Source organism: Akkermansia sp. N21169 (genome assembly GCF_029854675.1).
GTDB lineage: Bacteria > Verrucomicrobiota > Verrucomicrobiia > Verrucomicrobiales > Akkermansiaceae > Akkermansia.
This window is the reverse complement of sequence record NZ_JARWNC010000039.1, coordinates 23,864-37,677: the sequence shown is the minus strand read 5'-3', so window position 1 is coordinate 37,677 and position 13,814 is coordinate 23,864. Positions and strand designations below refer to the sequence as shown.

General features: G+C 50.3%; 10 protein-coding genes. 3 read left to right on the top strand and 7 right to left on the bottom strand.

What is annotated here, in order from left to right:
• Positions 1–3 precede the first annotated feature (3 nt).
• Entirely contained in the window at positions 4–2,508 is a 2,505-nt protein-coding gene (gene cas3 / locus QET40_RS07900) for a CRISPR-associated helicase Cas3' (RefSeq protein WP_280126888.1), read from the bottom strand.
• Positions 2,509–3,303: 795 nt separating this feature from the next.
• Here cas3 and QET40_RS07895 point away from each other — a divergent pair.
• Positions 3,304–4,482, top strand: a complete 1,179-nt coding sequence (locus tag QET40_RS07895; protein ID WP_280126626.1) for a 2-isopropylmalate synthase — start codon at positions 3,304–3,306, stop codon at positions 4,480–4,482.
• A gap of 183 nt (positions 4,483–4,665) precedes the next feature.
• Here QET40_RS07895 and QET40_RS07890 read toward each other — a convergent pair whose 3' ends face one another.
• From QET40_RS07890 to QET40_RS07870, 5 genes are all read right to left on the bottom strand, one after another.
• Complete coding sequence (locus QET40_RS07890) at positions 4,666–6,792, bottom strand: alpha-N-acetylglucosaminidase (protein ID WP_280126625.1); 2,127 nt, start codon at positions 6,790–6,792, stop codon at positions 4,666–4,668.
• 188 nt (positions 6,793–6,980) lie between these two features.
• The gene (locus QET40_RS07885) at positions 6,981–7,535 is read right to left on the bottom strand and encodes a chromate transporter (protein ID WP_280126887.1); all 555 of its coding nucleotides are present in this window, start codon (positions 7,533–7,535) and stop codon (positions 6,981–6,983) included.
• Positions 7,535–8,113 (bottom strand): chromate transporter, encoded by a 579-nt coding sequence (locus QET40_RS07880; protein ID WP_322190046.1) that lies wholly within the window; start codon positions 8,111–8,113, stop codon positions 7,535–7,537. Before QET40_RS07880 ends, QET40_RS07885 begins: the two co-directional genes overlap by 1 nt.
• 378 nt (positions 8,114–8,491) lie before the next feature.
• Entirely contained in the window at positions 8,492–9,493 is a 1,002-nt protein-coding gene (locus tag QET40_RS07875) for a hypothetical protein (RefSeq protein ID WP_280126623.1), read from the bottom strand.
• A complete protein-coding gene (locus QET40_RS07870) occupies positions 9,493–10,362 on the bottom strand; it encodes a formate/nitrite transporter family protein (RefSeq protein WP_280126622.1) in 870 nt (289 codons plus the stop codon). Before QET40_RS07870 ends, QET40_RS07875 begins: the two co-directional genes overlap by 1 nt.
• A gap of 109 nt (positions 10,363–10,471) precedes the next feature.
• On the opposite strand from QET40_RS07870, the gene QET40_RS07865 reads away from it, so the two are divergent.
• Together QET40_RS07865 and QET40_RS07860 are read left to right on the top strand one after the other, a co-directional pair.
• Complete coding sequence (locus tag QET40_RS07865) at positions 10,472–11,836, top strand: MATE family efflux transporter (protein WP_280126621.1); 1,365 nt, start codon at positions 10,472–10,474, stop codon at positions 11,834–11,836.
• Positions 11,837–11,921: 85 nt separating this feature from the next.
• Positions 11,922–12,326: a GNAT family N-acetyltransferase gene (locus tag QET40_RS07860; protein ID WP_280126620.1), complete on the top strand. Its 405-nt coding sequence runs from the start codon at positions 11,922–11,924 to the stop codon at positions 12,324–12,326.
• A 210-nt stretch (positions 12,327–12,536) separates the two neighbouring features.
• Here QET40_RS07860 and QET40_RS07855 read toward each other — a convergent pair whose 3' ends face one another.
• Positions 12,537–13,661, bottom strand: a complete 1,125-nt coding sequence (locus QET40_RS07855; RefSeq protein ID WP_280126619.1) for a M42 family metallopeptidase — start codon at positions 13,659–13,661, stop codon at positions 12,537–12,539.
• Positions 13,662–13,814: the final 153 nt, after the last annotated feature.

The window sequence follows — 13,814 nt, the reverse complement described above, 5'->3', positions numbered from 1 at the left end:
ATATCATACAGTCAGCAATTCCACCCCGTTAGGCAATATACCCAACGTTTCACTATATTTACCTTTAGGAATGGCATACAGCTTCATTTTCTCACTAATAGCATAAATTGTTCCCTCCCGCAAGTATTCACTAACTTTATTTTCACGAATAGAGACAGAATAGGGGCGGAGCTTACTCAATTTGTCTTTCCAGCTATCCCAATCTCCCGTCGTAAATGGATCATCATCGCTTAACTCCCCTATCAATGTTTCACCTTCTTCATAAGGGCTAAAAATGGCTATCGTATCGTCATCAATAGGCTTGTAGTTGGATGCAGCTAAATCAAAAGCTTGAAACAGACTGAACTTCTCATATCTATCGCTCTTTTTGAATAAATTAGAATTGCAAGAATAAAGATCTACCAGATTTGATACAATTTTTCCTACATGCGTTATGTAACTTGTATAGCCACTTTTCTCTATATGCAAGATTTGTTGATATCGTTCGAAATAATTATTCACATTTTCCATATCGAGCATTCTGGAGCAGTCGTCCATCGTAAGAATCGCCTTTGTAGATTCCTGTACCGCTTTATTCAGTGCCCATAATTGATCTATCTTTTCAAGTTCATCGGATGGATTGAGGACAATAACACGGCCTTTATATCTTGAGGCATCCCTGTTACATCGTCCTGCAGCCTGCATACATGAATCGAGTCCTGCAACAGTCCGAATTACCACATCAAAGTCAACATCTACTCCAGCTTCAATGAGTTGCGTGCTAATACATATTAAAGGCTTTTTCTCCTGTCTTGCTTTTTCCAAAGCTTCTTTACTAATATGATTATTGACAATATGCAGCCGATGAGCAGGACACATATTGGTACTCAAGTGGTAGCATAAGGCCTCCGGCAAGCATTCTTGACACTTTTTAAATAACCTCGCCGCCAGTGACTTGGTATTGACGATAGTAAGAACTGTACAATCCTTTTCTGCCGCTTCGACAATCAGATCCACCATAGCTTCCAATGTCCATTTCCTCCTCCGGCAAGATACCTCACATTGAACTTCCACATTCCGGAATTGTTCAAAGCGGGCAAAATATACTTTACAGTTAGGAACAATTTCTCCTCTTTCCAAATTGTTTCCTCCCTTCCCACAAACGGATTTTTGTTCCTTTGATTTCGGTTGCGTTGCTGTACATTTCAAAAGAGTTGAACCACCTGCAAGAGCCCAAAACTCCAGAGACTTTTCGAAAAGAACCTTGGATGACCAGGGAATTGCCTGCACTTCGTCAAAAATAATAACAGAGCGCATCAATGAATTCATGCGTCTCACATGCTGCTTACCGGCAGCATAACATGCATTCAGGTATTGAACAGATGTAGTCAAAACAATTGGAATATCCCAGGTCTGGCAAATTTCCATATACCAATTCTTCCGTTCCGTACTCCACTCTTCCTTGCTGCCATCCGCATCTTTGTCCTCCATCACAAAATTGGAGTGATGCACAAGAACAAGTTGTTTAAACAAATCCTGCCCCAAGACTTTTTCCAAACTTGCAGAAGTCTGATCTAGAATAGTGGTATAGGGAATAACATAAACGATGCGAGATAACTTATATTTACGGGCATGAGCCAAGGCAAAACGTAGACTGGCTAATGTTTTCCCGGCTCCTGTCGGCAGCGTTAGAGACCAAATGCCCTGAGAACCTTGTGCGGCCTTCAAGCAAGCTTCCGACATTTCAGCTCGACACTGGTTCAATTCCGAATCAGCCTTAAACTGTTTCATGTACTCCTCCACTTTGCTTTGCATCAATGCCCAATCGGGAACGGTATTCTGAAGAAGAAACCCTCTCCCGGAGGAACTCATGTAATCGGCCGAAATCAAAGCACTAAACATCAAACGAGCCAACATGCCAAAATTAAATAAGCAAGATTTTTTATCTCTCCCATTTATTATCGTATGATAAATATCTTTAAATTCTTTTTCTAGTTCATCCCGATTGAGAAGTTCTTCGAAAACTCTCTTCTCATGATTTGAAAGCTTCCCGACAATTTCAGTATAATGAGTATCCTTATACGCCTTTTTCAATCGTTGAATTAAAATATCATCTTCAACTGAATCGCCTCTCCAACAATCAATCAACGAATGATGATGATGAGAAGCTACACACAACACCATCATTTGCCTTAAAAAGGAGAGAGCAGAATATTGCATCTCCTTCTCAACTTGTAATTGCTCCCAAATAAACTGAGCTCCGGAAGTAGAATGATCTACACTTCCACGTTTACCACGATCAAATTGTTCGGGACATTTCAAAGCATCGGCTAAATATGAAGCATAGTCATCGCTCAGCTTCCCGAAATCATGCAACCATCCCAATGCACGCCCCAACTTTGGCAATCCAATCTGCGCCAAAAGTACAGCAACAGTCTTTGCACATTCGCTCATATGCTCAAAAAGGGACTGCCCCTCATGGGCCAAATACTGGGATAAATTTTCGCAATCTTTCTGGGAGATGTCCATTTCAAACACATCCTCATCTATGACACCAAATCTACAGAAAACAATCTTTTTTACACATATCTCTCCTATATATGCCTATAGATGTATGATGGATTTTGAGGATATAAAGGTACGGTTTCAAGTCATGAGCCTGCGCAACAACTGATCTTTTCATCATTGATCTGGCACAAAGGAAGACCAGTCTATCAATACCACGTAAAAGTGAAAATCAAAAGAAAGGAACGACATGCCTCTCCCAGATCAGTCAGGAGTTGAACAAAAATCTCTCTTGCGAAACCGTCGTTTTCAAGCTCGCTTCTTCCGCCTCCAACGTGAATATTCTGCACAATGTCAGCTCCAAATAAAGCCTATCCCGCCCCTCTGACCAATAGTTTTCCATTACTTCTTTATGCAAGATTCCCTACCAGGAGCTCAAAAAGCATGGCGAAAAAAATGTCAGTGCCTGCTCGGAAACACAATAATGTGGTTTCTCCCAAAACCAAGCCTTGACTTGACAGCCGCCCGGACGTAACAAAAGGAAATCCCTCTTGTCTGGTTCGTGCCGGGGCCGGGTATTTTTGACTGGAATTCTGCAAATGGACACCTTCTTCACTAAGGCTCTTCTTTTGCTACTTCTAGGACACTAAGTCCGAGAAGCTCATCCCCTATGCACCGGTGTCCTGCCGTTCCGGTGCGTTCTTGAATCAAAACGGCATTGTTTTATGGACGCTATGTCTTGACCACTTTTCCTCCTTCCAGTGGAGTATTCTTTCCCGGGAGGGGCCACACACTTCCATTCCCACCTTTTCATTAATTATGAACCAAAATCATATAGATATTTTCGACACCACGCTGCGCGACGGAGAACAATGCCCGGGAGCCAGCATGACCATGGAACAAAAAGTCCGGATCGCCCATCAGTTGGAACACCTGGGCGTTAATATCATCGAAGCCGGCTTTCCCGTCATCTCCCCGGGAGATTTCAACTCCGTAGAAACGATTGCCCGGGAAACCTCCGCCAGCCGGATTGCCGGATTGGCCAGATGCGTCACCAAGGATATCGATGCTGCAGCCCGAGCACTGGCCCCTGCCGGAGAACGAGCCAGAATCCACCTGGTTCTGGCCACCTCGCCCATTCACCGCCAATACAAGCTCAACAAAAACCGCAATGAAGTGCTTGCCATGGCACGTAGCGCCGTCTCCATGGCCTCAGATCTGGCTGGCGAGGTTCAATTCTCGGCAGAGGATGCCTCCCGGACAGAACCGGATTTTCTTGCCGAAGTCACGGAAACCGTTATTGATGCAGGAGCACGCATCGTCAATATCCCCGATACCGTCGGCTATGCCATGCCGGACGAATACGGTCACTTGATCAGCCACCTGGTCCGCAATGTTTCCAACATTGACCGAGCCGTCCTCTCCGTCCACTGCCACGACGACCTGGGAATGGCCGTCGCCAATTCTCTGGCAGCCATCCGCGCCGGGGCACGCCAGGTAGAAGGCACCATCAACGGCATTGGTGAACGGGCCGGCAATACGGCGCTGGAGGAAGTCATCATGGCTCTGCGCATGCGTTCCGCATTCTTCAACAATGCCGTCACCAGCATCAATACTCCGGAACTTCTGCACACTAGCAAAATCATCGCCCGGGAAAGCGGCATGCCAGTGCCCCGCTCCAAGGCCATTGTCGGAGCCAACGCCTTTGCTCACGGTTCCGGCATTCATCAGGATGGCATGTTGAAAAACAAGACCACCTACGAAGTCATGCGCCCGGAAGATGTCGGATGGTCGGAAACGGAATACCCCCTGACCAAACACTCCGGGAGGCACGCCGTCCGCATCAAACTGGAAAGATTGGGGATCTCTCCCACCGATCACGAGATGAACGCATTTTTTCCTATTTTCAAAAAAGCCGGCGATCAATGTAAATTCATCGACGATCAGGAGCTGATCCATTTGTTCCATCATGGGGTTATCATCTCCCCTGTATCATAAAAAAATGTCATCTTTTTCTGGCCTTCCAGCATGAAATACTCTAATAATTATCACTGATTCCATAACATAATCCATCTCCGGAACCATGGCACATCCGCTTCTTGCGTCTCAGCGGGCCATGATTCCGGAGATGTTTTTAACTTATAGCTTGTTATGGAACTTAACCCGCCCCGGACCAGGCGTTTAAAGAATCAGTCCCCTATATTTTTCCATGAGGGAACGGGCAGTCTCCGTCGCATCCGGAGATTCCCGCCGAACGGGAAGTTCGTCTTGTTCCACCCATTCCTGTTCGAGATCCAAGATTTTTTGCAAACAAGACTTCTCATCAAATTTCCGGTCCTGCTCGACAGCCAGACAGACCTGGTCGATGAAATAGTTCCACCGCTTGCCGTAATAACTCTCCATCATGCCGGCAAGAGACCGGTTGGCATAGTCGTTCAAACTCTGCCCCTGCTCACCCCATGTGGAAATCAGGCACCGTGCATTCTGGCGGAAATAGGCCTGCTCCCCGGCATCCGAACTGATTCTGGAGGCATCGGAAAGCCAGCGATCCAGGGAAAACACAGGATGGCATGATAGCAGCAGGTTCATGTCGCGGAGAATACCGCTCATTATTTCCCCGTTTTTACGCAACGCCTCTTTATCCTTCTTCGAATACGCCTCTGCAAAACGATCCCGGACAGTGAGGAAGTAATTGCCCAGCACCTGCCTGCCAATATTCACCACGTCAAAGCCATAGGCATCCCTCCCGGTTCCTTCCGCACTCAACATGGTCTCCCAAATGCGGAAAAGATCCTCATTTTTGTACGATATCCCCGGATTGGTCGTCCAGTTGCCGTGCCCTTTCAGGCAAGGACGGGCATTAGTCAACGTACCTTGCCCCAGTTGGGCCGTTTTCACATAGATCCTGTCCAGCAGATCCGCCCAAGCCTTGCGAACCCGGGGATCCGCCTTGCCGGCGCGGCGATCGGCCCACGCCCGGATCCATTCGTCATCGCTCACGGGGCGGTTCCAGGCCTTCTCGAACACATATTCGTACATGAACGGGTTGACATCGAGCCCCTCGAGCGTCGAACCGAGACCGTTCATATTGGCACCGCCGCGGGCAAAGGCATTTTCGATCCTTTTGCCCGTCTCCCGGAGATTGCCAGCCAGCATCGTATTACCGCCGAAGTTACCCAGGTAGCACCACAAAAAGGGTTGTCCGAAATAACTTTCCGTCATCTTCCATACCTCCGTGTTCTCGGCAAAATAATCCAGAAGAATCATCCTGCCCTTCGGAACGGCGTTGACAAAAGCGTCAATGCGGGGATTCGTCCAATCCTTGCGGTCAAAATAGAACAGCCACGTCATCTGCAACCATGTCGCCTTAGGATCGCACTGCGTCATCGTTCCATAAATCTGGCGGGCTACCCGGGCCAGATATTCGGGTTCCCAGCTCGGCGGTGTGATTTCATTGAACGGATCTACTCCGTAGATATGATCCGTGCCGTACAGCCGTTCCTGCTCTTTCAGGAAGGCAGACTGGATTTTGGAGAAAAGGGGATCCAGCGGATCCAGGAAATAACTGCGGAATTCATCTCGGAAACCTCCCCAAGAACTCATCCTGGAAATTTTGGCATCCTTGTACAGCCTCTTCAATTCCGGTGGAACATGCCCGGCAAAAGCAGGCAGGACAGGAGTCATATTCAGAGCCCGTTCCCGGGCGACAATCTTTTTCTGCAATTCTGCCTGGTGATCCAGCCAGGAATGCGGCAAAGGCCCCCCCCAACGATCGAAATTCGTCATGCGATGCCACGGAAGATGAGCCGGTCCCGTAAAATAATTGCGGATTTCCCGATCATCCAGTCCCATCTCCCGCCACACTTTGTACCACACAGCCTCCTGGCCCGTAATAGCCAACGGCATATTAACCCCATTCATGGCCATCCAGTCAATGAACCTTTCCCACTCATCCCACTGCCACCAAGGCATGGAATAGCCGAATGTACAATAATTCAGGAAAAAACGCTTGTCCGTCCGGGCGACAATCCGTTCCTTTTCCGGTACGGGCGGCAAACGGTCGGGCAGTTCCACCGGGTCGTCCAGATACCAGGACACCGAGGTCTTGCAATAATATTTCAGGTAATGATTCAACCCCACAGCCATGGAATTGGAGGAATTGCCGCGGATGAAAATCTTATCTCCCTGCGACTCCAACTCATACACATCCCTGCCTTGTTCCGCCGGGATCATTTCAAAAGAAAATCGTCCGGCCTCCCGGGGTACCACGCGCGCCGCCAAAGCACGTGCTTCGATAACATCGTCCACAGCCCCACATGCTATCTGGGCCCAAAAGCATGCGATACCGAAGAACAACGGAATGAAAAACCTGTTTATTCTATTTCTATTCATTGTATTAACCATGAAATACGTTATCCGAAGGTTGGAAAATTCATTTTTGATGTTTTTTCCAATTCCGCTTTGATTCACAAGTCCAATCCATATCGAGAGCCCCGTCAATACATCCAGTATCCCGCGGCTCCGGTCAGCAACATCAACAGAATGGGGTTCAAGCGCCACTTTCTGAGCATATACAACGACACCACGAAGAGTACAACGCTCGGCATATCCACAGAATCTACTGCATACCAGTTGAAAGTATTGCAAAATGTCAGCATCAGGATCGTACCGCCTGCCGACATAATCAGCCCGACGGAAGCCGCCTTCAATCCTTCCAGCACGCCGGATACACAGGCAGAATGACGGTGACGCTGAAAAAAAAGATATAACAACAGGGCAATCGCAACACCGGGGATGACGCATCCCATCGTCGCCGCAACCGCTCCGGGAAGCCCGGCTATTTGCAGTCCAACGAAGGTAGATGTATTGAGAGCCAGCGGCCCGGGCGTCATCTGAGACAGCGTAATAATGTCGGTGAACATCCTCTGGGATATCCATCCCTGCTGGATAACCACCTGGTCACGAATCATCGGGATAACAGCATACCCTCCTCCGATACTGAACATGCCGATCTGCAAAAAGACCGAAAAAAGCTGCCATACTCCCTGCATCATTCCGCCCCCCCTTCCCGCTTCCGCAACTCCACACGAATACGCCACAAGCTCAACACACAACAAACGGCCAGAATGAGGGCAATGTTCACCTGAAATACAAAACTCGCCAGAAAAGTTCCCGGCACCATCACACTCAACCACCAAGACTTTTTCCGAAGAATCATCCGCCACATATCGACCACAATATCCACAATCAACGCCGCTACTCCGGCCTGCATCCCTCGCAATACCGCTTCCACCGAAGGATTCGCACAAAAAGCCTCATACCAAACCGCCACAACCGACAGAATCACCAGCGGAGGCAAAATCGCCCCCAGACAACTCACCAGCACCCCCCATAAACCTGCTGCACGGAACCCGGCAAGAGCAGACAAATTGACGGCAATCGCCCCAGGTGCGGACTGTGCTACCGCCGCCATCCCCAACAGTTCTTCCTTGGAAAACAACTGCTTCCCCCGGACGTAGTACTTCTGGATCATCGGCACCACAATGTAGCCTCCCCCAAAGGTGAAAGCCCCAATGAACAAGTTGATCCAGAACAGCCAGAGGCACGTTTTTACTTTTTCTCCTGTCATATTACCTAAATAATCCTGTCCATCGCCGAAAAATCCACTGTCCACCGAAGACAAAAGAATTTTCAAACCTTCAGGCAATGTCTCTATCATATATGTTTTTCATAAAAAAGCCACATGATTACACAAAAAGCATCAACACAACAACTCACTGAAAAGTGAACCAACCATCACAAATTTATTTGAAAATAAATACAATATATCGATTTATCCCGTCTCCCCTGTATGTTCCTTCCCATACATGGGTAAAGAGTTGTTACATCATAGAATATGATATTTTCTTATCGAAAGAAATCACACATAACTACGATCTCTCAAAGCTAGACAATCGCAATAACCAAAGGAAAAGATAATCAACACTACTATCAGCCGTACAAAATTTTAACAGAAAAACGCCAATACGGCATCAATGATGCGCTGCATGTCTTCTTCGGTATAGCGCTGGTCGATGGGAAGAGGCAGAAGGTTAAGGGCCAAGCGGTGTTCCAAACCAGTGGAAGGAGCCGAGTCGAGGATTTCCGGCCACAGAGTGGGGATAAGAATGCGTCTGTCGATCAACTCATTGCGCAAATCAGTCATACTACTCCACAAAGGATAACAGGAGGGTACGGATACTGAGGATTCGTCGATTTTCAGACGGTTAAGTCCTCCCAGACGTTCATGAAGGAAACGGAAATTGGCAAGCCTGCGTTGTCGGGCATGATCGTAATCGATCCCCCGCATCAGTTTTTCCGTCAAGAGGGACATGGCAAGCATACCGGTATTGTGCAAGCGTTCTTCGCTGGCTTCGCAAAGAGCGGAGGCGGCTTCGGCTCCCAACTCCGCGCTCACGAAGAGAAAAGAAGCCCACGTTGCGGACTCATCGCGGGTTGGCCGGGGAACCATCGGAGCATCCAGCACCGCAATGCCTCCGTCCGGCAATCCGGAAAACTTCCTCGGGCTGTAGAAGGCGGGAACGCCCGTACGCAATGGGGAATACAGTGCCAGAGATTGATCCAAAATCAAATGATCCGGACGGAAGGAACACAGGGAATCGACCGTTTTCTCTTTGATCCCAAAGTAATTGGTATACAGCAGCCAATCATCCTCCGCCAGCCCGGACAAAAAACTTTCTGCCGGTTCTAAATGCTCATCAACCGTGTAAAATGCATACGGAATGCCCAGGCGTACGAGCGGTTCCAGCACTGTGGGACACGTATAGTACGGTACCCATATGCAGTCAATATCTTCCCGGGAACGCAAAATATACTCGAAGGCGGAACGCCCGGAGTTCAACAAAATGCCCATACCGCCGCATCCCTGGGGGCAGTTGTCGTACTCCGGCATCTCAAGTCCGAAGAATCCACCGATATCCCTGTCCCGGCTATTCGGTTCCGGCATCATCACCCTTTCCGTCCGGACAGGTTTTTCCGGTACGCCATCAAGTACACACCGGAAACCAAAACAGCACCTCCGACGATATTGCCTAGCGTCACAGGGAGGAGATTCCCCGCAAAGAAAGCATCCCAGGATGCCGTCAACGCCGGAGACTTGCCGGAGCCTACATACGCCAGATACCGTTCGTCCGTACCCGTCCAAATCCCGAGGGGAATGAAAAACATGTTAGCAATACAGTGTTCCATTCCTAAAGCGACAAAGGCCATCGTCGGGAACCAAAGGGCAACAATCTTCCCCATTACATCCTCGGCGGCAAGCGCCGCGTACACTGCCAGGCACACCAGCCAGTTACAACCGACGCCACGCCAGAAGGCCTCCGCAAATCCCAGATGGCACTTGGCGTTGGCGAGATTCACAACCGACTCGGCATAAGGCATCGTTTTCGCCTGTCCCACGACAGCCGTATCAAAGATCAACCCGGTCGCATATGCCATAAACCAGGCAACGAACAAGGCTCCTACGAAATTGCCGCACCACGACACCGCACCACACCGCACGCCCTGCACCAGGGATATCCGGCGACAGGAACAGGCACTCGCCAGCAACATGCAATTTCCCGTAAACAAATCCGCTCCGCAAACCACCACCAGCATCAGTCCCAGCGGGAACACCGATGCAAACGCCAGCTTCCCGGCATTCCCCCATAAATCGGACGGGAAAAAGGCCCCTGCCCTCACGGCCAAAAAACCGCCCAGAGCAATATAGGCTCCGGCCAGGAACGTCAATCCCATGGCAGTCAACGGCCCGCTCGCACATTTCGCCCTGCCGCCCAGTGCAGTCTCTTCAAAAAGTTCAAACGATTTTTTACTAGCCATACCCTGACATGCCACCATAAAGGATTCCATCCGGGAAGGAAGCAAAAAATCGTATCGTACTTTCATAGGGATTGCCTCTCTTCATATGACCGCCTATAGTCCTGCAACTATGGGTCGATCCGGCAATATACGCGCACTGGAGGAGGAACCGATCTTTCGCCTCCTCATCAAATATTCCCTTCCCGCCATCGCCGGCATGGTCGTCATGTCCCTGTACAACATTGTAGACAGTATCTTCATCGGACACGGCATCGGAGACCTCGCCCTGTCGGGCATGGCCATCACCTTCCCGATCATGAATCTGTCCATCGCCATCAGCACTTTGATCGGCCTCGGCGGAGCCACCGTCTCTTCCCTGAAACTGGGCGCCCAAAAAACGCGCTCCGCCCAGAAAGTGCTGGGGAACGTCATCATGCTGGGTTTCATCACCGGCCTCCTGATCGGTCCGGTGACTGTCTTTTTCCTGAAGGATATCCTGCTTCTCTTCGGCGCCAGCGAACAGACGCTGCCCTACGCCTACGACTTCATGAGGATCATTCTTCTGGGCATGCCCATCACCCATTCCTTTTTCAACCTCAACAACGTCATGCGCTCGACGGGATACCCCCAGAAGGCGATGTACTCCATGATGTTGACGGTTGTCATCAACTTCATCCTGGCCCCGCTCTTCATCTTTGTCTTCCAATGGGGAATGACAGGTGCAGCCTCCGCCACCCTCATTTCGCAAATCGTCGGTTTGGCATGGGTTATCCTCCACTTCTGCAAGCCAAACAGCACCGTCCACTTCCGGGCCGGAATCTACCGTCTGCGATGGAGCATCATTCTGCCCATCCTCTCCATCGGCATGGCGCCCTTCCTGGTAAACGCTTGTGCCTGCGCCGTCGCCATCATTGTCAACCGCAGCCTCCTGAGTACCGGAGGCGACCTTGCCGTGGGCGCGTTCGGTATCATCAACCGCGTCCTGATCCTTTTCATCATGCTCACTATCGGTATCACCCAGGGCATGCAGCCCATCGTCGGCTACAACTATGGAGCCCGTCACTTCGATCGCGTCCGGCAAGCCCTCAAATACGCCATTCTGGGAGGTACCGTCTTCACCACGGCCGGCTTCCTGGTCAGCCAGATCTTCCCCCACTTGATTGCCTCCCTGTTCAACGCCAAGGGAGAACTGGCCATTTTCACCATCACGGGACTCCATCTGACCACTCTGGCCTATCCTCTTGTAGGAGGACAGATCGTTATCGGCAACTTTTTCCAGGCCATCGGCAAGGCCCGCATTTCCGTTTTTCTCTCCACGACGCGCCAATTGATCTTCCTCATCCCCGCCCTGTTCATCCTGCCGAAGTACTGGGGCTATTCGGGAGTCTGGTACAGCTTCCCCACGGCGGATGTCCTCTCCGTCCTCGTCACGATCGCCGTTTTCATCCGGTTTTCGCAGCGTAACAAATGGATCAGGAAGCTACCTCAATCATGACACGAGAGGAAGTTTTCCCCTATTTCCTTCCTGATCCGAATCAGGCAGAATATTGTTCCCGAAAAATCAACTCCCCCCCATCGGCATGGACATTACGTACAAGGATCATAAAAAATTCAACCGTGCGGAACTGGAAGAACTTTTCCTCTCCGTCAACTGGTCCTCCGGTCACTACCCTGACTTGCTTGTCGAAGCGCTGAGAAACTACGGTTCCGTCTTTTCCGCTTGGGACGGCGACAAACTCGTCGGACTGGCTGCTTCCATGGACGACAAAACCATGACCGCCTACATCCACTACATGCTTGTCCATTCCTCCTATCAAAACCGGGGAATCGGACAGAAACTCCTGGAAATGGCGAAGGACCACTACAAGGACTACCTCCGCGTCGTCCTCATCACGTACACGCCCGGCAAAACCTTCTACGAACGTAATGGCTTCGTCCCGGACGAAGGCCTATACGCCATGAACCTGACCACGCTGTACGATTAAAGCAAAGGGCAAATCCTCCATCGGGACACGGGAAAAAGGCATCTGCCTCCCACCGTAACAGATTACCCTTTCCCAGCCCGCACACGGAAACCTCCGTACCGGAGAGGAAAGTTTCCATTCCAACAATCACAATAGACGGAAGGCTCCGCCCCATCCTATAAGATGAGGCGGAGCCTAGCTTTATCCCAGTCAGGGAAGAGGAAGAAATCGTTACTTAGCTTTCTTCTTATCCTTGGAAACCTTCGCGGCCTTGGCCGGTTTTTTCGGAGCTTCGTTGACGGCTCCCCAGGCCCAATCCCAGGAATCCATGCCGACGAGAGCGGCAGCAAGCAAGTCCGAGCAGGCATCGACGTCTTCCTTGTTCGCCATTTCAATCACCTGGTGCATATTGCGCAGGGGAATGGAAAGAGCCCCGGTAATGGAGCCGCTGGCCGTGAACTTCTGCATGGCACCGGCATCCGTGCCGCCGGCAGGCAGCATTTCGTACTGGAACTTGATCTTCTTCGATTCGGCAGTTGCCGTCAGGTAGTCTACCATGCGACGGTCGCAGATCACCGAACCGTCGTACAGCTTGATCGCGGCGCCATCGCCCAGCTTGGAGACATATTCCACTTCCGAAGCGCCGGGAGTATCGAACGCAATCGTCACGTCCAGGGCAATGGAGAAATCCGGCTGGATTTCCAGCGTGCTGGCCTGGGCTCCGCGGAGGCCCACTTCTTCCTGAACCGTAAAGACAGCCGCCACATTGAAAGCGGGTTTCTTTTTACCCTTGCTGATCTGGCGAAGGGCTTCCAGCAGGACGAAACATCCGGCGCGATTGTCCATGGACTTGGAATTGACGCAATCGCCCATTTCGATCAGATCGCGTTCACGCGTTACACAATCGCCCACTTTCACGTACTTCTTCACCTCGTCCTTGCTCATGCCAAGGTCGATATAGTAATCGCCGAGTTCGGGCATCTTCGCGCGTTCGGCGGCCGTCATCACATGGATAGGCTTCACACCCATAACGCCGACGAGATCCTTCTTGCCATGTACAATCACCCGCTGGGCGGTCAGCGTCTTCGGATCGAAGCCACCCAGAGGCAGGAACTTGATGAAGCCCCTGTCGTCAATGTGGCGCACCATAAAACCGATTTCGTCCATGTGGGCGGCCACCATTACCGTCTTAGTCGTGTCCTTACCTTCGACATAGGCAATGACATTGCCGATATTGTCTACCCGAATGGAATCAACGAGAGGTTCCACTTCATCAATCAGCAAATCACGGATGGCATGTTCAAATCCCGGTGCTCCCGGAGCCTCGCATACGCGGCGCAACAAATCTACGTTCATAATGTCATGACCAGTACATCACGCAAGCCTGCGTGGCGAGTCCATAATCCATTCAGGACACAAATTTCACCAGTTTGCGATATCTTTTTCAAAAGATATAGGCAAAATATGAAAAGGATTGTCCTCCCTCCATGACTCTGGAATAGAGACAAA